This window comes from Saccharothrix sp. NRRL B-16314, from assembly GCF_000716595.1.
Taxonomy (GTDB): domain Bacteria; phylum Actinomycetota; class Actinomycetes; order Mycobacteriales; family Pseudonocardiaceae; genus Actinosynnema.
In genome coordinates, this window is record NZ_JNXC01000001.1 from 632,279 (window position 1) to 655,792 (window position 23,514).

The window sequence follows — 23,514 nt, forward strand, 5'->3', positions numbered from 1 at the left end:
AGGTCGTAACGTGCACAGGAGATTGGCGGCTCTGCTGGTCGGCTTGGCCCTGCTGGCCGGCTGCTCGGCGCAGGTGGAACAGGGCACGGCCAAACCGGTGGGCGGCGACAACCCGCCGGTGGCGAAGGTCACCACCGCGCCCGCCGACGGCGCGGCCGACGTGCCGGTGACCGTGCCGGTGCAGGTCACGGTGGCCGAGGGCGTCATCGACGAGGTCAAGCTCACCAACCCCGAGGGGCAGCCCGTCAAGGGCAAGCTCGCCGACGACAAGAAGTCCTGGTCGAGCACCGAGCCGCTGGGCTACGGCAAGAGCTACACGTACGCGGGCCGGGCCACCGGCACCGACGGCAGGCCGGTCGACCTCACGGGCACGTTCAGCACCATCACGCCGGCCGTCCAGGTGCGCGCCACGCTGTTCCCCGGCGACAACCAGACGATGGGTGTCGCGGTCCCGATCAAGGTCGAGTTCGACGCGGACGTCGCCGACCGGGCCACCGTGGAGAAGGCGCTGACGGTCACCAACTCGGCGGGCGTGCAGGGCAGCTGGGGTTGGCTGAACTCCCGCGCCGTGCACTACCGGCCGGAGAAGTACTGGCCCGCGAACACCCGGGTCCACGTCGAGGCGAAGCTCTACGGCGTCCCCTACGGTGGCGGCGCGTTCGGCCGCGCGGACGTGACCAGCGACTTCACCATCGGCCGCAACCAGGTCGTGAAGATCGACACGCCGTCGCACCAGCTCGTGGTGCAGCGCGACGGGCAGACCGTGGCGTCCTACCCGGCGTCGTTCGGCAAGGACGCGGACCCGGAGCTGACCACGCCCAACGGCACGTTCGTGGTGATGCAGAAGGACCCGCAGTTCAGCTTCGACAACCCGCGCTACGGCTACACCAACGTGGTGAAGAAGTGGGCCGTCCGGTTCTCCAACCACGGCGAGTTCATCCACGAGAACAACGACAACGCGGCGAACATCGGCAAGAACAACACCTCGCACGGCTGCGCGAACCTGCTGGAGGCCGACGCCAAGGCGTACTACGACAGCGCGCTCGTGGGCGACCCGGTCGAGGTCACCGGCTCGATCACCACCCTCCCGCCGCAGTTCGACTGGTACGACTGGCAGATCCCCTGGGCCCAGTGGCAGACCATGTCCGCGCTGTGACGGACTGCCACGGCAGAAATCCGCTTGCGTCGGGAAGCGACAGGATGACCCGAGCGTTGTCCTAGATCGTGCAGAACACTCTCCTCGACGCCGGTGGCGTCCGGCTGGCGGTCCGCGAAGCGGGCCCGGTGGACGCCCCGGCGGTAGTGCTGGTGCACGGTTGGGCCCAGTCCGGGGAGGTGTGGCCGCCTGATCCGCCGTACCGCTCGTACGCGCTCGACCTGCGCGGTCACGGCGACTCGGAGGTCACCGAGGGCGGCTACCGCGACTCGGCCGCCTGGGCCGCCGACCTGCGCGCGGTGCTCGACCACGTCGGCAGGCCTGCGGTGCTGGTCGGCTGGTCCTACGGCGGGTTGGTGATCACCGACTACCTGCGCGCGCACGGCACGGCGGGGGTGTCCGGGGTGGTGCTGGTCGGCGCGCTCACCGAGCTGGGCGAGGGCCGGCCCGGCGGGCTCACCGGCCGGTTGTCGAAGGCCATGCTGCCGGACTCGTTGTCGGAGGACCCGGCGGTGGCGGTGCCCGCGTTGACCGGGTTCTACCGCGACCAGGCGCCTGGTGTCCCCGGCGAGCTGGTGCAGCGGATGCTGGGCACGGCGCTGCGCGTCCCGCCGCGGGTGCGCCGCGAGATGTTCAAGCGCGACGTGGAGAGCGCCGCCGTGCTGAAGGCGGTCGACAAGCCGACACTGGTGGTGCACGGCACCGCCGACGAGGTGGTCGACCCGGCCGCCGGCGAGTACGCGGCAGCCATGATCCCCGGAGCCGACTTGCGCCGCTACGACCGCACGGGACACGCGCCGTTCCTCGAACAGCCCGAACGGTTCGCCGCCGACCTGGCCGGCTTCGTCGCGGAGGTCTCCCGGTGAAGCGGGTCGCCGTGCTCTCCGTGCACACCTCGCCGCTGGAGCAGCCCGGCACGGGCGACGCGGGCGGCATGAACGTCTACATCGTGCAGACCGCGACGCGGATGGCGCAGCGCGGCATCGAGGTGGAGATCTTCACCCGGGCCACCTCGTCGGACCTGCCGCCGGTCGCCGAGCTCGCGCCGGGCGTGAAGGTCAGGCACGTGGTGGCGGGCCCGTTCGAGGGCCTGGGCAAGGAGGAGCTGCCCGGTCAGCTCTGCGCGTTCGCCGCGGGCGTGCTGCGCGCCGAGGCACGGCACGAGCCGGGCCACTACGACGTCGTCCACTCCCACTACTGGCTGTCCGGCCAGGTCGGCTGGCTGGCCCGGGAACGCTGGGCCGTGCCGCTGGTGCACACCGCGCACACCCTGGCGAAGGTCAAGAACCTGGCGCTGGCCGCGGCCGACACGCCCGAGCCCCGGATGCGGGTGATCGGCGAGGAGCAGGTCGTCACCGAGGCGGACCGGCTGCTCGCCAACACCGACGTCGAAGCCGCCGAGCTGATCAAGCTGTACGACGCGGACCCGGACAAGGTGCTGGTGGTGCCGCCGGGCGTCGACCTGGAGCGATTCCGGCCGGGCGACCGGGAGGCCGCGCGGTCGGCGTTGGGGCTGGGGCCGGAGTCCGTCGTGCTCGCGTTCGTGGGGCGCATCCAGCCGTTGAAGGCGCCGGACGTGCTGCTGCGCGCCGCCGCCGAGATGCTCGCGCGCGAGCCGGCGCTGCGGTCGCGGCTGGTCGTCCTGATCGTCGGTGGGCCGTCCGGCTCGGGCATGAAGACGCCGGACCAGCTGGTGCGGCTCGCGGCGGAACTGCGGATCTCCGACGTGGTGCGGTTCCTGCCACCGCAGGGCGGCGCGGACCTGGCGCGGATCTACCGGGCGGCCGACGTGGTCGCCGTGCCCAGCTACAACGAGTCGTTCGGCCTGGTCGCGCTGGAGGCGCAGGCGTGCGGCACACCGGTCGTCGCGGCGTCCGTCGGCGGGCTGCCGGTGGCCGTTCGCGACGGCGTGTCCGGCGCGCTGGTGGACGGCCACGACGCCGAGCCGTGGGCGCGGGCGCTGTCCGACGTCGTGCTGAACCCCGGCTACCGGGAGGAGCTGGCCGGCAACGCGGTCGGCCACGCCCGCAGGTTCTCGTGGGACCGGACGACTGATTCACTCCTCGCGGGGTACGCCGAAGCACGCGATGTGTTCCGCGAGGAGGTGTTCGCTTGAGCCGGGAACCGGAACAGGACCTGGACGACGTCATCCGGTCCACTTTGGACGAACGGGAGCTCGGGTACGACCGCAAGGGACCGGGCCGGTTCTTCGTGACCCTGCCCGGCACGAAGAAGCTCCAGACGAACTGCTGGCTCGTGGCCGGCCGGCACGCGCTGGTCGTGGAGGCGTTCGTGTGCCGCAAGCCCGACGAGGCGCACGAGGACGTCTACCGGTTCTTGTTGCGGCGCAACGCGAAGCTGTACGGCGTGCACTACACGATCGACACGACCGGTGACATCTACCTGGTCGGCCGGATCGCGCCGCACGCCGTGACGCCCGACGAGCTGGACCGCGTACTCGGGCAGGTGGTCGAGGCGGCCGACGGCGACTTCAACACGCTGCTGGAGATCGGGTTCGCCGGCGCCATCCAGCGGGAGTGGGACTGGCGGGTCTCGCGCGGCGAGCCGCTGGCCAACCTCCAGGCGTTCCGCCACCTGGTGTCCGAATCGTGATCGCACCCGCGCAACTGCGGTGAGCCCGAGTCCCGTCCCACCGGTGAACCGAGGGAGGGCAAGTGGGCAGACGGGTGGGGCTGGCGGTCGCCGCGTTCGCGGTGGTGGCGCTGGCCGGGTGCGGAGCGGATTCGTCCTCGTCGGGGTCGGCGGCCGACATGGCCGCGCCCGTGCCGGCGCAGCAGAACGCGCAGCCGGGCGGCGGGACGCCGAAGCAGGAGTCCGCGGGCAAGGCCGGGGCCGGCGAGGCCCAGCAGGCGGGTTCGTCGGCGCAGCAGAACCGGCAGCTCGTGCGCACCGCGACGGTCGAGCTGCGCGCGACGGACGTCACCGCGGTGTTGGCGCAGGTCAAGGGCCTGGCCATCGCGGAGGGCGGGTACTCGGCGCAGGAGAGGTCGCAGGCGCAGAGCGCTTCGGTGACGGTGAAGGTGCCCGGCGACCGGCTGGACCAGGTGCTGGAGTCCATCGGCCGGCTGGAGGGCGTCGAGGTCTCCCGGCGTGAGCTGCAGACCGAGGACGTGACCGAGCAGGTCGTGGACGTCGAGGCCCGGTTGGCCAACCAGCGGGCCAGCGTGGAGCGGGTGCGCGGGCTGCTGGACCGGGCGTCCACCACGGCGGAGATCACCGACGTCGAGGCCGAGCTGACCAAGCGGCAGTCCGAGCTGGAGTCGTTGCAGCGCCGGTACGAGACGCTGAAGGGTCAAGTCGCCATGTCGACGTTGACGGTCGTGATGTCGTCGCAGCGCGCGCCGGTGGTCGTGGCGGAGGAGGAGAACAACTTCCTGAGCGCGTTCGCCGGTGGTTGGGAGGCGTTGCTGGCGGCGTTCGGCTGGCTGCTGGTGGTGCTGGGCGGCGTGCTGCCGTTCGCGGTGGTGCTCGGCGTGCCCGCGTTCGGGTACCTGTGGTGGCGTCGCCGGCGGCGCAGGACGGCCGTGGAACCCGCAGTCACGGCCGCGACGCCGTAGCCCCATAGGGGTAGTGGTTCCTGGCGAGAAGTCTACTGAGAGCAACATCGCGCGGGAGCGCGGGGCGGCTTGGGAGAGAGGGGGATTCACGAGCTCAAGCCGCCCCGCGACAGTCCCCGCTGCGGTGGATCCGGGCGGGGGGAGCCCGGTTTTCCAGAGCGGGCCGCGGCCCGACGGGGGGATGGCAAGCCGCGGTTCGTGCCGCGCCGGTCGTCGGAGTGCGTGGGAGCCGACCTGCGGGGCTCTGCCAACTTGGCAGATCGCCGGCGATCACCACAAGAGCCGGCGCTAGTCCATTCGTGTTGTTCTTAGCCGAATTAAGTAACGGCGTAGCGTGATCTTCGACGACCTTGACCGGCGGTGTGGGTTGACTCACGATGACGGGATCACGGCCCCCGGATGAATGAGGCAGCCGCATGGTCTTCCGCAGTCCGTTCCCCGATGTCGCGGTCCCGGACGTCTCGCTGCACGAGCTCCTGTTCGCCGACCTCGGCGACCGCGCCGACCGGGTCGCCCTGGTCGACGGCACCTCGGGCGCGTCGCTGACCTACCGGCAACTGGCCGGCGCGGTCGACCGCCTCGCCGCGGCGCTGGCCGCGAAGGGGATCGGCAAGGGCGACGTCGTCGGCATCCTGAGCCCGAACACCCCGTACTACGCCGTCGTGTTCCACGGCATCCTCCGCGCGGGCGCCACGGCGACCACCATCAACGCCCTGTACACGGCGGACGAGGTCGCGCACCAGCTGGCCGACGCGGGCGCGAAGATGCTCTTCACGGTGTCCGTGCTGCTGCCCAACGCCGCGCCGGGCGCCGAGAAGGCCGGTGTCGCCGACGTCGTCGTGCTGGACCAGGCCGACGGATACCCGAACCTCTCGTCGTTGCTGGCCAACGACGCGCCGGTGCCGGCGGTGTCGATCGACCCGGCCGAGGACGTGGCGGTGCTGCCGTACTCGTCCGGGACGACCGGCCGCGCCAAGGGCGTGATGCTGACCCACCGGAACCTGGTGGCCAACATCGTCCAGTGCGGGCCGCTGCTGGCCGTCGGTCCCGAGACGAAGATCCTCGCTGTGCTGCCGTTCTTCCACATCTACGGCATGCAGGTGCTGATGAACTGCGGGCTGAACGCCGGTGCGACGGTGGTGACGCTGCCGAAGTTCGACCTGCCCGAGTTCCTGCGGGTGATCCAGGACCACCGGACCGACCGCGTCTACATCGCGCCGCCGGTGGCCGTGGCGTTGGCCAAGCACCCGCTGGTCGACCAGTACGACCTGTCCGGCATCGGCACGGTCTTCTCCGGCGCCGCGCCGCTGGACGAGGACCTGGCGGCGGCCGTGGCCAAGCGCCTCGGGTGCCGCGTGTCGCAGGGCTACGGGATGACGGAGATGAGCCCGGTCAGCCACGCGATCCCGGACAGCCGCGACGACATCCCGGTCGGCACGGTGGGCGTGATCGCGCCGAACATGGAGTGCCGCTTCGTCGACCCGGCCACCGGTGAGGACGTCGGCGTCGGCGAGCGCGGCGAACTCCTGTGCCGCGGGCCGAACGTGATGAAGGGGTACCTGAACAACCCGGACGCCACGGCCGTGACGCTGGACGACGACGGCTGGCTCCACACCGGTGACGTGGCGGTGATCGACGCGGGTGGTCTGGTCAGCATCGTGGACCGGGTCAAGGAGCTGATCAAGTACAAGGGCTACCAGGTGCCGCCGGCCGAGCTGGAGGCCCTGCTCCTGACCCACCCGGACATCGCCGACGCCGCCGTCGTCGGGGTGCGCGACGAGGAGGGCGAGGAAGTCCCGAAGGCTTTCGTCGTGCTCCAGCAGAATGCGTCGCTCGACGCCGCCGGCGTGATGGAGTTCGTCGCGTCCCAGGTCGCGCCGCACAAGAAGGTGCGGGTGGTGGAATTCATCGAGGCGATCCCGAAGTCCGCCTCGGGCAAGATCCTCCGCAAGGACCTCCGGGCACGGGAGGCCAGCTCACAGGGCTGATCGACGGTTCTTGTCCTCCGACGGGTGCAATTACCACCCGATGGTGTTGTTGTCGGCTGATCGCCGTGCCGGCTCGGCGGGTCGTCACAATCATGTCGGGTGCAAATCACGCATCCACACATCGGAGAACATACGCATGCGCATGCTTGGAAAGCTGGCCGTCGCGGTCGGCGCCACCGCTGTGGTCCTGCTCGGGGCGCCGGGAGCCAACGCGGCCGAGGCCGACGTGACCCAGGGGCTGTCGAAGTCCGTCGCCACCGTCGACCAGAAGGCGGGCCTCGGCGGTCTCGCCGGCGTCGAGGGCGTGCCGATCGTCAGCCAGGTGCTCGGCAAGGTGGTGAACGGCGTCGCGGGCGGCGTCCTCGGCGGCCTCGTCAACACCTGATCGGATCGTTGCGGCAGTTCCGGGCCGGGCCGTTCGCGGCCTGGCCCGGAGCCGTTTCCGGAGTCGTTCCCCGAAGCCGTTCCGGGTGCGCCGAGCTGCACCGATCAAGCTCACAGCGACCACCCTCGTGAACAGGGCGGGCGCATCTGGCAGGCTGACGGCCATGGCTGTCGGAACCCTGGTGCTGCTCCGCCACGGCGAGAGCGTCTGGAACGCGGAGAACCTGTTCACCGGCTGGGTGGACGTCCCCCTCTCGGAGAAGGGCGTGAACGAGGCGAAGCGCGGCGGCGTGCTGCTTCGCGAAGCGGGCGTGCTGCCCGAGGTGGTGCACACGTCGTTGTTGCGGCGGGCCATCGGCACCGCCAACCTCGCGCTCGACGCGGCCGACCGGCACTGGATCCCGGTCCGCCGGGACTGGCGGCTGAACGAGCGCCACTACGGCGCGCTGCAGGGCAAGAACAAGAAGCAGACCCTGGACGAGTTCGGCGAGGAGCAGTTCATGCTCTGGCGCCGCTCGTACGACACCCCGCCGCCGCCGATCGAGCCCGGCACCGAGTTCAGCCAGGACGCGGACCCGCGCTACGCGGACCTCGGCCCGGACCTGCCGCTCACCGAGTGCCTGCTCGACGTGGTCAAGCGGATGATCCCGTACTGGGAGTCGGAGATCGTGCCGGACCTGCGCGCGGGCAAGACGGTCCTCGTCGCCGCGCACGGCAACTCGCTGCGCGCCCTCGTCAAGCACCTCGACGGCGTCTCGGACGAGGCCATCGCGGGCCTGAACATCCCCACCGGCATCCCGCTGCGCTACGACCTCGACGAAGACCTCCAGCCGCTCAAGCCGGGCGGTCAGTACCTCGACCCGGACGCGGCGGCCGACGCGATCAAGGCCGTGGCCAACCAGGGCCGGTAACCCGGCTCGACTCAGACCAGGCCCAGTTCACGGGCGCGGGCGCCCGCCTGGAAGCGGGACGACGCGCCCAGAGCGGTCATCAGCTCCGCCACGCGACGGCGGTACGTGCGCAAGGACATCCCGAGCGCGCGTGCCGCCGTCGCGTCCGTCCAGCCCTTGTTCAACGCGTCCAGCACCCTGGGCGCGAACGCCCGCAGCTCGTCCATGTCCGCCTCGTGCACGGCCAGCTCGGTCCCGGACCGCCACGCCGCCTCGAACAGCGACGTGATCCCGTGCACCACCTCGGGCTGCGTGATCACGCTGTAGCTGCGCGCGCCGTGCGACTCGTCGCCCGCCAGGATCACCACCCGGCCGTCCAGCACGATCGTCTCGTTCACGTCGTGCGCGCTGACCCGCACGTCCGCGCCGTGCTCGGCCATGATCCGCGCGTGCGGCCCCCACCTCGGGTCGAGCATGGTGCTCAGCCGGAACAGCTTGCGCACCCGCAGACCCGGGCGGTGCCGCGCGATGCCGGTGCGCGGGTGGGTGCCCGTCCACGTGCGCAGCGCGTTCGCCGCGCACAGCAGCTCCTGCTCCGTCGCGGCGAAAAGGTGCGCCGTCCGCTCGTACAGCTCGGCCTCGCCGCGCACCACGGTCACCGTCCCCATGGCGTCGAGCATGGCAGCTAAGTGCCAATCGGCGCGGCCGTGATCGCGGACGGCGATCGTGGACCGCATGTTGAACCTGAACCGAGTCGGCTACGGCGCCATGCAGCTCACCGGCACCGGCGTCTACGGCCCGCCCGTCGACCCGGACAACGCGAAGGCCGTCCTGCGCCGCGCCGTCGAGCTGGGCGTGGACCACATCGACACCAGCGACTTCTACGGCCCGCACGTGGTCAACGAGCTCATCAAGGCCGCCCTGCACCCCTACCCGGAGGGCCTGACGATCGTCACGAAGGTCGGCTACCGCCGCACGCCGGACACGAGCTGGGTCACCGCGCGTGAGCCGCGTGAGCTGCGTGACGCCGTGCACGACAACCTCCGCCACCTCGGCCTGGAACGGCTCGACGTGGTCAACCTCCGGATCGGCGGCGAGCACGACCCGGCGTCCGTCGAAGAGCCCTTCACCGTCCTCGCCGAGCTGCGCGAGCAGGGCCTGATCCGCGACCTCGGCCTGAGCAACGTCCGGGAGCACCACCTGGACCAGGCGTTGGCCATCGCGCCGGTGGTGTGCGTGCAGAACCTCTACAACGTCGCCGACCGCACCGACGAGAAGGTGCTCGACCGCACCACCGCCGAGGGCATCGCGTACGTGCCGTTCTTCCCGCTCGGCGGCTTCACGCCGGTCCAGCACGACGTCCTGGAGGAGGTCGCCGCCCGGCACCGGGCGACCGGCCGCCAGGTCGCCCTGGCGTGGCTGCTGCACCGGGCGCCGAACGTGCTCCTGATCCCCGGCACGTCCTCCGTGCGTCATCTGGAGGAGAACCTGGCTTCCGCGGAACTGCACCTGTCCGAACAGGACCTGACCCGATTGGACACGATTGGGTGAACTGCGGCCGTCCGAAGGGAAAACATCGCCTCCGGACATGTCGCGGGAGTCACGAACCAGGCTTCCGCTCTAGGCCGTACCCGCCCTGACCTGCTTACGATGCGCTCGTGACCGCAACGGGTTACTTCGTCCTGTCGATCGGCGCTCTGCTGATCGGCGGCATGGCGTTTCTCATCGGACGCACGAGTGCGCGTCCCGGCGAGAACCGCCCCAAAGGCCTCACCGTCGCCGATCTGATGGCCATGGTCGTCCGCTCGTCCCCCGACGGCATCGTCGTGCTGAACGGTTTCGGCGACGTCGTCCTGCACAACGCCCGTGCCGAAGAGCTGGGCGTCGTGCGGAACAACCGGGTGGACGACCGGGCCAGGCGGGCCGCCGAGCTGGCCCGCCGCCACGGCGGCGTCATCTCGGTCGACCTGTCGACGCTGGAGGTCGTGAAGGGACGCCAACCGGCGGCCGTGCACGCCACGGTCAAGGTGCTGACCGAGGGGTTCGTCGTGGTCGACGCCACCGACGAGTCCGAGTCGGTCCGGCTGGAGGCGACCAGGCGCGACTTCGTGGCCAACGTCAGCCACGAGCTGAAGACACCGGTCGGCGCGCTGGCGCTGCTGGCCGAGGCGGTGCTGGACGCCGCGGACGATCAGGAGGAGGTCCGCCGGTTCAGCGCCAAGATGATGCAGGAGGCCACCCGGCTGGGCACGCTGGTGACCGAGCTGATCGCGCTGTCCCGGTTGCAGGGCGCGGAGAAGCTGCCGGAGCTCAGCCGGGTGGACGTCGACGTGGTCGTGGACGAGGCGTTGAGCCGGTCCAGGCTGGCCGCCGAGTCCGCCGGCATCCAGATCACCACCGACGAGCCCGGCGGCCTCGAGGTCGAGGGCGACCGGACGTTGCTGGTCACGGCGTTGAGCAACCTGCTGGAGAACGCGGTCGCGTACTCGCCGCCGGGCAGCCCGGTGTCGATCAGCCGCAAGCTCGTCGACGGGTTCGTCGAGATCGCCGTCACCGACCGCGGCATCGGCATCGCCGAGGACCAGCAGATCCGGGTGTTCGAGCGCTTCTACCGGGTCGACAAGGCCCGGTCCCGCGCGACGGGCGGCACCGGGCTCGGGCTGGCCATCGTCAAGCACGTCGCCAACAACCACGGCGGCGAGGTGAAGCTGTGGAGCCTGCCGGGCACCGGTTCCACGTTCACCCTCCGCATCCCGGCTCACCCCGACGAGGAAGAGCCCACTCAGGACCTGCCCAGGCAGGACTTGGCCAAGCAGGAAACGGCCAGACAGGAAACGGCGAGACCCGTGCCGAGCGGTGCGGTCAGCAAACACGGAGGAGAGCTGTGACCAGGGTGCTCATCGTGGAGGACGAGGAGTCCTTCGCCGATCCGCTCGCCTTCCTGCTGCGCAAGGAGGGCTTCACCGCGGCGCTCGCGGCCACCGGCCAGGAGGCGTTGGAGGAGTTCGACCGCAACGGCGCCGACATCGTGCTGCTCGACCTGATGCTGCCCGGCATGAGCGGCACGGACGTGTGCAAGCAGCTGCGCGCCCGGTCCGCCGTGCCGGTGATCATGGTGACCGCCCGGGACAGCGAGATCGACAAGGTCGTCGGCCTGGAGCTCGGCGCGGACGACTACGTGACGAAGCCGTACTCGGCGCGTGAGCTGATCGCCAGGATCCGCGCGGTGCTCCGCCGCGGCGGCGAGTCCGAGGAGCTGTTGCCGCAGGTCCTGGAGGCGGGGCCGGTGCGGATGGACGTCGAGCGGCACGTGGTGACGGTGGACGGCGGCGAGGTGAACCTCCCGCTGAAGGAGTTCGACCTCCTGGAGTACCTGCTGCGCAACGTCGGCCGGGTGTTGACCCGTGGCCAACTGATCGACCGGGTGTGGGGCGCGGACTACGTCGGGGACACCAAAACCCTTGACGTGCACGTCAAGCGGCTGCGCTCGAAGATCGAGCCGGACCCGTCGACCCCGCGTCACCTGGTGACCGTGCGCGGACTGGGCTACAAGTTCGAATCCTGACAATCCCGACCGGGTACGGTGCACCGCGTGCGCCTAGGGGTGCTTGATGTCGGGTCCAACACCGTCCACCTCTTGGTGGTGGACGCTCATCGGGGTGCCCACCCGACGCCGATGAGTTCGGAGAAGTCCGTGCTGCGCCTCGCGGAGCAGCTGGACGGCTCCGGCATGCTCGGCCGTGCGGGCGCCGACCAGCTGGTGCGCGCCGTCGCCGCGTCCAAGGCGGCGGCGGAGCGACTGGGCTGCGAGGACCTGATGGCGTTCGCGACGTCCGCGGTGCGCGAGGCGGGCAACTCCGTCGACGTGCTGGAGCGGGTGCGCGCCGAGACCGGCGTCGACCTCCAGGTGCTGACCGGCGAGGACGAGGCGCGGTACACGTTCCTCGCGGTGCGCCGCTGGTACGGGTGGTCCGCCGGGCGGCTGCTGTGCCTGGACATCGGCGGCGGGTCGCTCGAGCTGGCGGTCGGCGTGGACGAGGAGCCCGAGGAGGCGTTCTCGGTGCCGCTCGGCGCGGGCAGGCTGACCCGGACCCGGTTCCGCAACGACCCGCCGAGCCGGGCCGAGGTGAACGAGACCACCGAGTGGCTGGCCGGGCAGCTGGCGCCGGTGGCGAAGAAGATCCGCCGGGTGGGCACGCCCGACCGGGTGGTGGCGACGTCGAAGACGTTCCGCACGCTCGCCCGGTTGACCGGCGCGGCACCGTCGTCGGCCGGTCCCCAGGCACGGCGCGTGCTCACGGACGCCGGTCTGCGGCAGCTCGTCGCGTTCGTCTCCCGGATGTCCGCGGCCGACCTGGCCGATCTCGAAGGGGTGAGCGCGAGCCGGGCCCACCAGCTCGTCGCGGGGGCTCTCGTGGCGGAGGCCACGATGCGAGCCCTGTCACTCGGCGAGCTGGAGATTTGCCCCTGGGCACTTCGGGAAGGTGTCATCCTGCGTCGGCTGGACCACACTAATGGCTCGGACCAGGGCAGCATGCCGGGTCGCGCCCGCACGACGGGTGACACTGGACGGACTGGCCGCCACGGGGCACGGTGGAGTTGATGAGTCGAGAGAGCGAGTCGGAGCAGACCCAGCGCACCGTCGCGGAGTTGCTCGCCCAATACGGCGCGGGCTCCGGCGAGGTGACGCCGCGTCGGCGACGCCGCCGTGCCGAAGAGGCCTCGGAGACCGGTCCGCAGGCCATCATCGACCGGGTCAACTCGGACAGCGGCCGGCTGATGCCGATCCGCGACGAGCCCGCTGCGCCACCACCGCCGCCGCCACCGGCTCCGTCGCCCCCGCAGTCGCCGCCCGCGCGGTCGCAGCGGCAGCGAGGCGTCGAGACCGAGCGCACGGCCTACCAGCCGCCGGTCGCGCCGCCGCCTCCCGTCGCGCCGCCGCCGGCAGCCCGGCCCGAACAGCTGTCCAGACCGGACCTCTCGCGGCTGGAGCCGTCGAAGGCCGAATCCGGCCGTCGCCGCGCGCCGGACGTCGACCCGGCCGAGGAGACGCGGGTCGTCCCGCCGATCGTGGCCGACTACCCGGCTGAGAAGTCCCGGCCCAACCTGTCGAAACCGCAGGTCAAGCCGTCGAACCTGCGACCGGCGCCGCCTGTCGCGCCACCTGGCGCGCCGCCGTTGGCGAAGCCGCCCGCGCGGGAGCCGGTCACCGAGGTGATGCCGCGCATCACGGACAAGCTCACGCCGAACGTGCCGCTGGAGTCGTTGCCGACCGAGTCGGTGCTGATCGTGCCGCCCGCGCCGCCGAGGCTGCCCGAGCCGTTCCCCGACCAGACCCCCGAGGACTGGTTCGGCGACGACGACGAGCCCGAAGGGGCCGCGGAGCAGGAGAGCACCCAGTTCCACCAGTACGTCGACCTGGACGAGGAGGACGACGCCGCCGACGACTACCAGCGCCGTGACTTCCCGCGGCGCGAGCCCGAGCGGCGCGAGTCCCAGCGGCGTGACTTCGAGGACGAGCCCGCCGGGCTGGCCGACGTCGAGGACGACGAGGAGCCGGTCGAGCGCTCGGCCGGCAAGGAGTGGCTGGTCATGATCGGCCAGCTCGCGGTCGGCGTGCTCGGCGGCGCGGCGCTGTGGCTCGGCTTCAGCTTCCTGTGGCGCACTGCCGCCCCCGCGGCGCTGGTCGTGGCGCTCGGCGTGACCGTGGGCCTGGTGATGGTGGTCCGCAAGATCCGTCGTGCGGACGACCTCCAGACCACCGTCCTGGCCGTGCTGGTGGGGTTGATCGTCACGGTCTCGCCGGCGGCGATGCTCCTGGTGAAGTCTTGATCCCGGTCGGGCTGTCCACCGCGGCCGTGTGGCCGCAACCCGCGGGCGCCGCGTTCCAGGCCGCCGCGGACCTGGGCTACGACGGCGTCGAGGTCATGGTCTGGGCCGACCCGATCAGCCAGGACGTGAAGGCGCTCGACCGGCTGGCGAAGAGCAGCGGGGTGCCGGTGCTGGCCGTGCACGCGCCGTGCCTGCTGATCAGCCAGCGGGTGTGGTCGCCCGACCCGGCCGAGCGGCTGCGGCGGAGCGTGCAGGCGGCGAGCGACCTGGGCGCGCGGACGGTCGTGCTGCACCCGCCGTTCCTGTGGCAGCGGAAGTACGCGGACGGGTTCGCCGACCTGGTGGCGTCGTTGGAGGACGCCAGCGGGGTCGCGATCGCGGTGGAGAACATGTTCCCGGTGCGACGCGCCCTGGGGCGGGGGCGATCGGTGCAGGTCACGGCGTTCCGGCCGTCGATCGACCCGACGGACGTCGGGCACCGGCACTACACGCTGGACCTGTCGCACGCTTCGGCCGCGCACGCGGACGTGATGGAGCTGGCCAAGCGCATGGGCGACGGGCTCACCCACGTGCACCTGGCGGACGGTTCGGGCCTGCCGAAGGACGAGCACCTGGTGCCGGGGCGGGGCACTCAGCCGTGCGGCGAGCTGCTGTCCCACCTGACCAGCACCGGCTTCACCGGCCAGGTCGTGCTGGAGGTCAACACCCGTCGCGCCCGCACCACCGTCGAACGCGCCGAACTGCTCGCCGAGTCCCTCCTCTTCGCCCGCCTCCACCTCTGACCCCCGCGTGAGTCCTACGTTCAGAACGCGTGAGTCCTACGTTCCGAACACCCGTGTCCTACGTTCAGGACCCCTGAATTCAACGCTCGGAACATCGCGCGCCCTGTGCTCGGGCACCGCGCCCTCACCGTTCAGGCACCGTGGGTCGTGCGTTCCCGCACGGTGAACGCGGTGTTCAGGCGGGTCGGGCAGGTCGGCCCCGAACTCCACATCCGCTCCGGCTCACCCCAGCGGCTAGGGTCTTGATCGTGAATCCGTTGCGCACGTTGATCCTCGCGGCTGCGGGCAACGACACGGTGCGCCGGGTCGTCGCGACCGCGCCGGTCAGCCGTGACGTCGTGCGCCGGTTCGTGGCCGGCGAGAAGATCACCGACGCGATCGACGCGACCAGCGAACTCGTCGGTCGGCACAGCCTGCGCGTCACCCTGGACTACCTGGGCGAGGACACCACCGACCGCGCGACGGCCGAACGCACCGTGCGCGCGTACCTGGAGCTGCTGGACCAGCTGCACGACGTGGGTCTGGCCGCCGACGCCGAAGTCAGCGTGAAGCTGTCCGCCGTCGGCCTGGCCCTGAGCGAGACCTCGGCGCTGGACAACGCGTCCCGCATCTGCGCGGCGGCCGAACAAGCCGCCACCACGGTCACCGTCGACATGGAAGACCACACCACCACCGACGCCACCCTGCGCGTGCTCGCCGAACTGCGCCGCCACTGGCCGACGGTCGGCACGGTGCTCCAGGCGTACCTGCGCCGCACCCTGGACGACTGCCGCGAGCTCGCGGACACCCGCGTCCGGCTGTGCAAGGGCGCGTACGCCGAACCCGCGTCGGTGACCTACGTCGACCCGCACGAGGTCGACCTCAACTACGTGCGCTGCGCCAACGTCCTGCTGGCCGGCTCCGGTTACCCGATGTTCGCCACCCACGACCCGCGGCTGATCGAGATCATCGGCGAACGCGCCCGCTGGTACGACAAGGCGGTCGAGGACTTCGAGTTCCAGATGCTGTACGGCGTCCGCACCGGCGAGCAGCTGCACCTCGCGGCGGAGGGGCACGTCGTGCGCGTCTACGTGCCGTTCGGCGAGCAGTGGTACGGGTACCTGATGCGCCGGCTCGCCGAACGGCCGGCGAACGTCGCCTTCTTCCTGCGCTCGCTGGTCGGCCGTTCGTGAGGAGCCCTGTGTCCTTCTCGGTAGCCAGTGCGGTCCGCCCCCTGGGCGACGGCACGTACACCGCGTCCCTGCCCGCCGAGTGGACGGTCGGTCCCAAGCCGCACGGCGGGTTCCTGCTGGCCCTGGTCGCGCGGGCAGCGGTGGACAGCGCGCGGGCGGCGGTGCCCGGCCCCGACGACCTCGCGCCGCTGGCGGTGAGCACGCAGTTCCTGCGCGCGCCGGAGGTGGGGCCGGTGCTGCTGCGGACGCAGGTGCGCAAGGCCGGGCGGACGGCGACCGTGGTGACGTCGTCGCTGGAGCAGCGCGGGCGCAGCTGCGTCGAGGCGGTGGTGACGGTCGGGCGGATGCCCGACGGCGTGCCGGACTACGTCGACCTGCCGGACATGGCCGCCGCGCCGCCCGCCGACGCGATCGACCTGGCGTCCACGGGGTCCGGTGGCGTGTACAAGCTCGGGTCGGTGTGCGACGTGCGGCTGGACAAGGAGGGCGCCGGGTTCCTGGAGGGACGCGTGGGCGACCCGTTGGTGCTGCGGCTGTGGGTTCGTCCGCTGGGTGAGCGGCCGGATCCGTACTTCGCGCTGATCGCCGGGGACATCTCGATGCCGGTGACGTTCAACCTGGGTCGGTTCGGGTGGTCGCCGACGGTGCAGATGACGTCGTTGCTGCGGGCGCACCCGGCGCCGGGGTGGCTGCGCGTGCGGGTGTCGTGCAGCGCGGTGCACGGGCAGTGGTTCGACGAGGACGCCGTGGTGATCGACTCCTCCGGGCGGCTGGTGTGCCAGGCGCGGCAGCTGGCGTTGACGCCGGCGGGCTGACCGGCCCGCCGTGCCTGACCGGAGCTCTCCCGCGTCCTGAGCGTTGAATTCGGGTGTTCCGAACGTTGGACTCACGCGTTCTGAACGTAGGACTCACGCGTTCTGAACGTAGGACTCACGGGTTTTGGGCGTTGGACTCGCGCGCTCGGGAGGTACGGCTCGCGCGGGGTGGGCGTGGCAGGCTTGGGGCATGACGACCATCGCCGTGTTGGGGGCTGGCAAGATCGGTGAAGCCCTGCTGTCCGGGCTCCTGCAAGGGGGCCGCAAGGCCGACGAGCTGCTCTTCACCGAGAAGCACCCGGACCGCGCGGCAGCGCTGACGGCGCAGTACGGGGTGGAAGGCCTCGACGTGCCGGGCGCCGCGCAGCGGGCCGACGTGCTCGTGGTCGCGGTCAAGCCGCAGGACATCGAACCCCTGCTGGACGAGCTGGCGCCGGTGATCAAGCCCGGCACCCTGGTCGTCTCGCTGTGCGCGGGCCTCCCGACGTCCCTGTACGAGCGCAGGCTCCCCGACAGCACCCCCGTCGTCCGGGTCATGCCGAACACCCCGATGGTCGTCGGCGAGGCGATGAGCGCCATCTCGGCCGGCCGGTACGCCACCGACGAGCACCTGAACCTGGTCGAGGAGCTGCTGCGCACCGTCGGCCAGGTCGCGCGCGTCCCGGAGAGCCAGCAGGACGCCGTCACGGCCCTGTCCGGCTCCGGCCCGGCCTACTTCTTCTACCTGGTCGAGGCCATGATCGACGCGGGCATCCTGCTCGGCATCCCGCGCGACCTCGCGGGCCGGCTCATCATCCAGTCGGCGGTCGGCGCGGCCACCATGCTGAACGAAGGCGACCAGCACCCCGTCATCCTCCGCGAAGCCGTCACGTCACCCGCCGGCACCACCATCATGGCCATCCGCGAGCTGGAGAAGCACGGCGTCCGCGCGGCCATGCTGGCGGCCATCGAAGCAGCTCGCGACCGTTCGGTGGAACTGGGACGGGACCACGAGGCGGACTGATACCGCCATTGGCCGTCGCACCAGTCCCACCTGTCCCGTTACCCTCAAGGGAGCACGTGCGTGTCGAACCGTCGGTGGGGAAGCCGACGGCACGACGCGTGTCGAAGGACGCGGTGATCCATGCCTGCGGAGGAGAAGTCGCTCGGCCAAGTCAGGTTCCTGACGGTCGCCGAGGTCGCGCTGATGATGCGCGTGTCGAAGATGACGGTGTACCGGCTGGTTCACTCCGGTGAGCTGACGGCGGTGCGCGTCGGCAAGTCGTTCAGGGTGCCGGAGAAGGCGGTCCACGAGTACCTGCGGAACGCCTACTTCGACGCCGGGTGAGGCCGGGCTCGGAGCGGCGGGTAAAGTGATAGGCCGTTCGTGCCTGGTGTCGGCGCGCCCTCTTGACGGGTGTTTCCACCGGCGCGTGGAGACCACCAACGTCTAGTAGTGAAGGAACCCGCATGGGCTCGGTCATCAAGAAGCGCCGCAAGCGCATGTCGAAGAAGAAGCACCGCAAGTTGCTGCGCAAGACGCGGGTCCAGCGCAGGAAGCGCGGCAAGTAACCCCTGCGGGTTCTCGCACCGCCAGTCCCCCGGCGACCAGCCGTGGGACTGGCGGTGTTGTCGTTCCGCCCCGGCCCGCGCGCACCGGCCGCCCCGGCCCGCGCGCACCGGCCATCCCGGCCCGCGCGCACCGGCCGTCGGAGCCGCCATCCGGGTGATTGTCCGGTGAAGCCCTGGTGACCTGCGTCAAGACGCCGCTCCTCGTCCCGGGTCGCCTCCGGTTCCCGGCTAGCATCGACGAGTCGCACCACCCGCACAGGGAGTCGCATGGCGCCCAAGGTCGTTCTCGTCACCGGTTGCAGCCGGTTCCTCGGCGGTCACCTCGCCGCGCGCTTCGCGGCGAACCCGGACGTCGACCGGGTCCTCGGCGTCGACACCGAGCCGCCGTCGCGTGACCTGCTGCGCCGCATGGGCCGCGCCGAGTTCGTGCGCGCCGACATCCGCAACCCCCTCATCGCCAAGGTCATCGCCACCGCGCAGGTCGACACGGTCGTGCACGCGTCGGTGACCGCGAACCCGGCCGGGCCGACCGGCCGCACCGCGATGAAGGAGATGAACGTCATCGGCACGATGCAGCTGCTGGCCGCGTGCCAGAAGTCGCCGCACGTGCGCAAGCTGGTGGTGAAGTCGACCAGCGCGGTGTACGGGTCGAGTTCACGCGACCCGGCGGTGTTCACCGAGGACATGGGGCCGAAGGACCTGCCGTCCAGCGGGTACGCCAAGGACGCGGTCGAGGTCGAGGGGTACGTGCGCGGGTTCGCCCGGCGCCGGCCGGACGTCGACGTCACCGCGCTGAGGTTCACCAACTTCATCGGCCCGCGCATCGACACGGTGCTGACCAGGTACTTCGCCCTGCCGGTCGTGCCGACGGTGCTGGGCTACGACGCCAGGGTGCAGTTGCTGCACTCCGAGGACGCGCTGGCCGTCCTGGAACGGGCGGCGCTGCACGACCTGCCCGGCGTGTACAACGTGGGCGGTGACGGCGTGCTGATGCTGTCCCAGGCCATCCGCCGGGCCGGGCGGGTCAACCTGCGGGTGCCGAGCGCGTCGGTGCCGACCGTGGGCAGGTTGTTCCGCGGTGCCAGGCTGGTGGACTTCTCCCCGGACCAGATGAGGTTCCTCAACTGGGGCCGGGTGGTGGACACGACGCTGCTGAAGCAGGAGTTCGGCTTCACCCCGAGGTGGACGACCCAGCAGGCGTTCGACGACTACGTGAGCGGGCGCGCCCTGCGTCCGCTGATCGATCCCGAGGTGGTGGCTTCGGTCGAGCGGGGCGTGCTCGACCTGGCCGCCAGGTTCCGTTAGGCGCCGGTGGACGGCGAGGAGGTGGACGCGGTGGCAGAGGCACGGGTGATCCCGCTGCACGGTGCGGACCGGGAGGCACCCCGACGACGGCGCGGCGCGGTCCAGGCGCGACCCCCGGCCGTCGTTCCCGAGCCCGCGGACGAAGTGCCGGAGGAGCTGTCGGGGGAGCCGGGGCGTGAGCCCGCAGCGTGGGAGCGGCGTCTGGCGGAGCTGCTGACGTTCGCCCGCAGACGCCTCCAGGGCGACTACGAGGTGGACGAGTTCGGCTTCGACCCCGACTTGACCGACCACGTCCTGATGCCGCCGCTCCGGCCGCTGTACGAGAAGTGGTTCCGGGTGGAGACGATCGGCATGCACAACGTGCCGGGCGAGGGCGGCGCGCTGATCGTCGCCAACCACTCCGGCACGCTGCCGCTGGACGCGACGATGACTGCGTTCGCGATGCGGGCGGACCACCCGAAGCACCGTCACCTGCGGATGCTGGGCGCGGACCTGGTGTTCAAGACGTCGGTGCTGGGTGCGCTGGCGCGCAAGTCGGGGCAGACGCTGGCGTGCAACCCGGACGCGGAACGGCTGCTCGGCTCCGGTGAGCTGGTCGGCGTGTGGCCGGAGGGCTTCAAGGGCATCGGGAAGCCGTTCAAGGACCGGTACAAGCTCCAGCGGTTCGGGCGGGGCGGGTTCGTGTCGGCGGCGCTGAACACCGGTGTGCCGATCATCCCGTGCTCGATCGTGGGCGCGGAGGAGATCTACCCGAAGATCGGCGACATCAGGTCGCTGGCGAGGCTGCTGGGGCTGCCGTACTTCCCGGTGACGCCGTTCTTCCCGTTGCTCGGGCCGCTGGGCGCCATCCCGTTGCCGTCGAAGTGGTACATCGAGTTCGGCGAGCCGATCCGGACGGACGTGTACGGCGAGCACGCGGCGGACGACCCGATGCTGGTGTTCAACCTGACCGACCAGGTGCGGGAGACCATCCAGCAGACCCTGTACCGACTGCTCACGCAGCGTCGGAACGTCTTCCTGGGCTGAGTACCGGCCCGGGTGTCGGCGGGGCACGGCAGCGCAGTGGGCTGAGTCCGGCCTAGTGCCGGCGGGAGGCAGCGGCAGCGCAGTGGCTGAGTCCGGCCTAGTGCCGGCGGGAGGCAGCGGCAGCGCGGTGGGCAGGCAGCGCGGTGTGCAGGCAGGGTGGGGCGGTCGGCGGTCGGCGGTCGGCGGTTGTGGGCGGGGTCAGCGGTCGCGGCGGCGGTAGGCGAGGGTGGCGGCTACCGCGCCCGCGAGGGCGCCCGCGCCCAGGACCGACGGGACGCCGATCTTCGCCGCCTTGCGGCCGGTGCGGAAGTCGCGGATCTCCCAGCCCCGCTTGCGGGCGGTCTCGCGGAGTCCCGAGTCCGGGTTCACCGCGACCGCCGTGCCGACCACCGACAGCATCGGCACGTCGTTCACCGAGTCCGAGTACGCCGTGCACCGCCGCAGGTCGAGCCCTTCCTTCGCCGCCAGCGCCCGCACCGCGTGCGCCTTCGCCCGACCGTGCAGCAGGTCGCCGACCAGCCGACCGGTGTAGATGCCGTCGGTGTTCTCCGACACCGTCCCCAGCGCACCCGTCAGCCCCAGCCGCTTGGCGATGATCTGCGCCAGCTCCACCGGCGTCGCCGTCACCAGCCACACCCGCTGCCCGGCGTCCAGGTGCATCTGCGCCAACGCCTGCGTGCCGGTCCAGATCCGGTCCGCCATCAGCTCGTCGTAGATCTCCTCGCCGAGCGAGACCAACTCCGCCACCGACCGGCCGGCCACGAACGACAACGCCTGCTCGCGGGACGCGGCGACGCTCTGCGGGTCCTCCCGCCCACCGACCCGGAACTTGAGCTGCTGCCACGCGAACCCGGCCAGGTCGGAGTTCTTGAAGTACTTGCGCGCGGCGAGCCCGCGGGCGAAGTGGAAGATCGACGCGCCCATCATCATCGTGTTGTCGACGTCGAAGAAAGCCGCCGCGGTGAGGTCGGTGGACGCGCTCCCAGGCGGGCCGACCACCGCCAGCGCGGCAGCGGCCGAAGCCTCACCGGCCAGCGCGGCGAGTCTCTCCCGCTCGGCCGAGCCCTCCACCACACGCCTTTTCACCACGTCAGCGCCTCCCGCGGTCCGATGGGGACAGGGTAGCGATCAGCCGCCGAGGCCGGGCAGGGGCAGCGACGGGAGCGGCAACGTGGGTACGGGCAGCGCCGGACCGCTCGTGGAGATCGACGGCGCGGACGGCGTCGTCAGCGTCGAAGGCGGCACCCCGACGCTCGGCACGCCGGTCGACGTGCCGCCGGGCACACCGCCGGACGTGGTCGGCGCGACGGCGGACGTGGCGTCGGGTGCGGACGGCCGGTGTTCCGGTGCCGTGCCGGGCACCACCGGCTGGGGCACGCACTCGTCCTCGGCCGGCACCGGGCCGACCTGGTCGACCTGCCCCGAGGTCACGGACACGCAGTCCGTCCGGGCCTGCAACGCGGACGCGCGCTGGGCGATCCGGTCGAGCAGATCCAGCGACGTCCCGGCCCGATCGGCGGCCTCGGCGGGCAGCGCGGCCCGCAGCCCGGCCAGCCGGGTCTCCTGCGCGAGAGCCCAATCGCGCAGCTCCGCTAGGGCGCGCTGATCCGAGTTCGACCCGAACGCGGCCAGCACGCGGGAACCGGCCGCGGCGTCGGCGTCGAAGTCGGTCAGCGCGGTCAGGTAGCCGCCGAGCGGTCCGCCGGCGGGCTCGCGGTACCGGTCGACCAGCGTCTCCAGCTCCGCGACGCGCGCGGCGGCGAACTCCAGGCGCTTGTAGCCCTTCGACTCCTCGCCGAAGGTGAGGCCGAGCGAAGCCGTCTCGGCGGTGCGCTTGACGCCGTACAGCGCGTCACCCGGCAGCGCGTCCTGGCTGAGCAGCAGGCTCATCCCGGTCAGCGACAGCAGCAGGCACAGCGCGGCGGCGAGGGCCACCGCTAATCGGCCGCGGGCTCCCGTGCGGTGCCGGCGCAGCTCTTCCTTGGGCTGGTCGAACTTGGTGGGCGGCGGTGCGGTCGCGCCGAGCACCCTGGCCCGCATCCGGGCCTTCGCGGCCTCGTCCGGTCCGCTCGTGACTGCGGCTTTCCGCAGCAGTGCGACCACGGCCAGCTCTTCGGCGAACTCACCGCCCGCCGGGTCGGGCTCGACGGCACCGGGGCGGGCCGGATCGGGGCGTGCGTCGATGGCGCGGGCGAACTGCTCGCGCTGCCTGTGACGCCATAGCGGCGTGATACCTCTGCCCACCATCCCGCTGGCCAACCGTCCCGCACCGTCCCGACGACCGTGCGCCGAGGATCCTGCCCGAGTAACGACCCGGGACGGCCCGGGGTTACGCGGGCACGAGCGGTGCGACGGCGGTCACCGCAGCCACGTGGGCAGCAGTTGGGCCAACCGGCGCACCGCTCGGTGCTGGAGGGCCTTGATCGCACCCTCGTTGCGGCCCATCCTGGCCGCCGTCTCCGCCACGGACAACCCCTGGATGAACCGAAGGGTGATGCATTCGCGCTGGTCGTCGCCCAGTTGGGCGACGCAGCGGAGCAGTTCGGCGTTCGTGGCGTCGGTGAGGACTTCCTGCTCGGGGCCGTCGGTGACCTCGCGGTTGTCCGCGAGTTCGGCCGTCGTGACCTCCAACCGGTACCGGCTGGATTTCACGTGGTCGAAGACGATGTTCCGCGCGATCGTGACGAACCAGGCGCCGACGTCGCGGCCCTGGTAGCTGATCGACCCGATGCTGCGGAGCGCGCGCAGGAACGTCTCACTGGTGACGTCCTCCGCGAGCGTGCGGTCGCCGACCCGGAACAGCACGTACCGGTACACCACGTCGACGTACCGGTCGTAGAGCGCGCCGAACGCGTCCGTGTCGCCGCCCTGAGCGGCGCGGACCAGGTTCCACGGCTCGGTCGCCGCGTTGCTCTCCACGCTCTCGATCGTGCTGGACTGCCCTCCCGCGCTCCACCTGGAGCGCAGCGTCCGGATCGTTCGGACGGAGTTCTCGCGTGCCCGTGCGGTCATCGGCTCGCGGCACCTCCACAGGG

25 protein-coding genes are annotated in these 23,514 nt (G+C 71.5%); 21 read left to right on the forward strand and 4 right to left on the reverse strand.

Annotation, left to right across the window (positions count from 1 at the left end):
- Positions 1 to 10 precede the first annotated feature (10 nt).
- From OQ02_RS03110 to OQ02_RS03145, 8 genes are all read left to right on the forward strand, one after another.
- Entirely contained in the window at positions 11 to 1,156 is a 1,146-nt protein-coding gene (locus tag OQ02_RS03110) for a L,D-transpeptidase (protein ID WP_033436591.1), read from the forward strand.
- Positions 1,157 to 1,224: 68 nt separating this feature from the next.
- Positions 1,225 to 2,022, forward strand: coding sequence for an alpha/beta fold hydrolase (locus tag OQ02_RS03115; RefSeq protein WP_033436592.1), 798 nt, complete (start codon positions 1,225 to 1,227; stop codon positions 2,020 to 2,022).
- Positions 2,019 to 3,272 (forward strand): D-inositol-3-phosphate glycosyltransferase, encoded by a 1,254-nt coding sequence (gene mshA / locus OQ02_RS03120; protein ID WP_033436593.1) that lies wholly within the window; start codon positions 2,019 to 2,021, stop codon positions 3,270 to 3,272. The genes OQ02_RS03115 and mshA overlap by 4 nt, the downstream gene beginning before the upstream one ends.
- Positions 3,269 to 3,769 (forward strand): YbjN domain-containing protein, encoded by a 501-nt coding sequence (locus OQ02_RS03125; protein WP_231499849.1) that lies wholly within the window; start codon positions 3,269 to 3,271, stop codon positions 3,767 to 3,769. The genes mshA and OQ02_RS03125 overlap by 4 nt, the downstream gene beginning before the upstream one ends.
- 62 nt (positions 3,770 to 3,831) lie before the next feature.
- Positions 3,832 to 4,734, forward strand: coding sequence for a DUF4349 domain-containing protein (locus OQ02_RS03130; protein WP_231499850.1), 903 nt, complete (start codon positions 3,832 to 3,834; stop codon positions 4,732 to 4,734).
- Between the two features lie 416 nt (positions 4,735 to 5,150).
- Positions 5,151 to 6,722 (forward strand): 4-coumarate--CoA ligase family protein, encoded by a 1,572-nt coding sequence (locus OQ02_RS03135; RefSeq protein WP_033436594.1) that lies wholly within the window; start codon positions 5,151 to 5,153, stop codon positions 6,720 to 6,722.
- Positions 6,723 to 6,858: 136 nt separating this feature from the next.
- Entirely contained in the window at positions 6,859 to 7,107 is a 249-nt protein-coding gene (locus tag OQ02_RS03140; RefSeq protein ID WP_033436595.1) for a hypothetical protein, read from the forward strand.
- A gap of 163 nt (positions 7,108 to 7,270) precedes the next feature.
- Positions 7,271 to 8,017, forward strand: a complete 747-nt coding sequence (locus tag OQ02_RS03145; RefSeq protein WP_033436596.1) for a phosphoglyceromutase — start codon at positions 7,271 to 7,273, stop codon at positions 8,015 to 8,017.
- A gap of 11 nt (positions 8,018 to 8,028) precedes the next feature.
- Here the strand turns inward: OQ02_RS03145 and OQ02_RS03150 are convergent, their stop codons facing one another.
- A complete protein-coding gene (locus OQ02_RS03150; RefSeq protein WP_033436979.1) occupies positions 8,029 to 8,664 on the reverse strand; it encodes a response regulator transcription factor in 636 nt (211 codons plus the stop codon).
- A 67-nt stretch (positions 8,665 to 8,731) separates the two neighbouring features.
- On the opposite strand from OQ02_RS03150, the gene OQ02_RS03155 reads away from it, so the two are divergent.
- From OQ02_RS03155 to OQ02_RS03210, 13 genes are all read left to right on the forward strand, one after another.
- Positions 8,732 to 9,547: an oxidoreductase gene (locus OQ02_RS03155; RefSeq protein ID WP_033436597.1), complete on the forward strand. Its 816-nt coding sequence runs from the start codon at positions 8,732 to 8,734 to the stop codon at positions 9,545 to 9,547.
- 107 nt (positions 9,548 to 9,654) lie between these two features.
- The gene (locus OQ02_RS03160) at positions 9,655 to 10,884 is read left to right on the forward strand and encodes an ATP-binding protein (RefSeq protein ID WP_033436598.1); all 1,230 of its coding nucleotides are present in this window, start codon (positions 9,655 to 9,657) and stop codon (positions 10,882 to 10,884) included.
- Positions 10,881 to 11,561 (forward strand): response regulator transcription factor, encoded by a 681-nt coding sequence (locus tag OQ02_RS03165; protein WP_033436599.1) that lies wholly within the window; start codon positions 10,881 to 10,883, stop codon positions 11,559 to 11,561. The genes OQ02_RS03160 and OQ02_RS03165 overlap by 4 nt, the downstream gene beginning before the upstream one ends.
- Positions 11,562 to 11,588: 27 nt before the next feature.
- Positions 11,589 to 12,599 (forward strand): Ppx/GppA phosphatase family protein, encoded by a 1,011-nt coding sequence (locus tag OQ02_RS03170; RefSeq protein ID WP_033436980.1) that lies wholly within the window; start codon positions 11,589 to 11,591, stop codon positions 12,597 to 12,599.
- Positions 12,599 to 13,828, forward strand: coding sequence for a hypothetical protein (locus tag OQ02_RS42130; protein ID WP_051771594.1), 1,230 nt, complete (start codon positions 12,599 to 12,601; stop codon positions 13,826 to 13,828). Before OQ02_RS03170 ends, OQ02_RS42130 begins: the two co-directional genes overlap by 1 nt.
- The gene (locus tag OQ02_RS03180) at positions 13,825 to 14,610 is read left to right on the forward strand and encodes a sugar phosphate isomerase/epimerase family protein (RefSeq protein WP_033436600.1); all 786 of its coding nucleotides are present in this window, start codon (positions 13,825 to 13,827) and stop codon (positions 14,608 to 14,610) included. The genes OQ02_RS42130 and OQ02_RS03180 overlap by 4 nt, the downstream gene beginning before the upstream one ends.
- Before the next feature lie 248 nt (positions 14,611 to 14,858).
- Positions 14,859 to 15,782 (forward strand): proline dehydrogenase family protein, encoded by a 924-nt coding sequence (locus OQ02_RS03185; protein WP_033436982.1) that lies wholly within the window; start codon positions 14,859 to 14,861, stop codon positions 15,780 to 15,782.
- 8 nt (positions 15,783 to 15,790) lie between these two features.
- Positions 15,791 to 16,597 (forward strand): thioesterase family protein, encoded by an 807-nt coding sequence (locus tag OQ02_RS03190; protein ID WP_081915342.1) that lies wholly within the window; start codon positions 15,791 to 15,793, stop codon positions 16,595 to 16,597.
- Positions 16,598 to 16,787: 190 nt separating this feature from the next.
- Complete coding sequence (proC, locus tag OQ02_RS03195; protein WP_033436602.1) at positions 16,788 to 17,600, forward strand: pyrroline-5-carboxylate reductase; 813 nt, start codon at positions 16,788 to 16,790, stop codon at positions 17,598 to 17,600.
- Between the two features lie 120 nt (positions 17,601 to 17,720).
- The gene (locus tag OQ02_RS03200) at positions 17,721 to 17,924 is read left to right on the forward strand and encodes a helix-turn-helix domain-containing protein (protein ID WP_033436603.1); all 204 of its coding nucleotides are present in this window, start codon (positions 17,721 to 17,723) and stop codon (positions 17,922 to 17,924) included.
- A gap of 122 nt (positions 17,925 to 18,046) precedes the next feature.
- Positions 18,047 to 18,148, forward strand: a complete 102-nt coding sequence (locus OQ02_RS42135) for a 30S ribosomal protein bS22 (protein ID WP_015105422.1) — start codon at positions 18,047 to 18,049, stop codon at positions 18,146 to 18,148.
- Between the two features lie 267 nt (positions 18,149 to 18,415).
- The gene (locus OQ02_RS03205; protein ID WP_033436604.1) at positions 18,416 to 19,453 is read left to right on the forward strand and encodes an NAD-dependent epimerase/dehydratase family protein; all 1,038 of its coding nucleotides are present in this window, start codon (positions 18,416 to 18,418) and stop codon (positions 19,451 to 19,453) included.
- A 30-nt stretch (positions 19,454 to 19,483) separates the two neighbouring features.
- Positions 19,484 to 20,479, forward strand: coding sequence for a lysophospholipid acyltransferase family protein (locus tag OQ02_RS03210; protein WP_033436983.1), 996 nt, complete (start codon positions 19,484 to 19,486; stop codon positions 20,477 to 20,479).
- A gap of 198 nt (positions 20,480 to 20,677) precedes the next feature.
- Here the strand turns inward: OQ02_RS03210 and OQ02_RS03215 are convergent, their stop codons facing one another.
- From OQ02_RS03215 to OQ02_RS03225, 3 genes are all read right to left on the reverse strand, one after another.
- Positions 20,678 to 21,568: an HAD family hydrolase gene (locus OQ02_RS03215; protein WP_033436605.1), complete on the reverse strand. Its 891-nt coding sequence runs from the start codon at positions 21,566 to 21,568 to the stop codon at positions 20,678 to 20,680.
- Between the two features lie 39 nt (positions 21,569 to 21,607).
- Positions 21,608 to 22,726, reverse strand: coding sequence for a DUF5667 domain-containing protein (locus OQ02_RS03220; RefSeq protein WP_051771596.1), 1,119 nt, complete (start codon positions 22,724 to 22,726; stop codon positions 21,608 to 21,610).
- A 111-nt stretch (positions 22,727 to 22,837) separates the two neighbouring features.
- Positions 22,838 to 23,491: a sigma-70 family RNA polymerase sigma factor gene (locus tag OQ02_RS03225; RefSeq protein ID WP_033436606.1), complete on the reverse strand. Its 654-nt coding sequence runs from the start codon at positions 23,489 to 23,491 to the stop codon at positions 22,838 to 22,840.
- Positions 23,492 to 23,514: the final 23 nt, after the last annotated feature.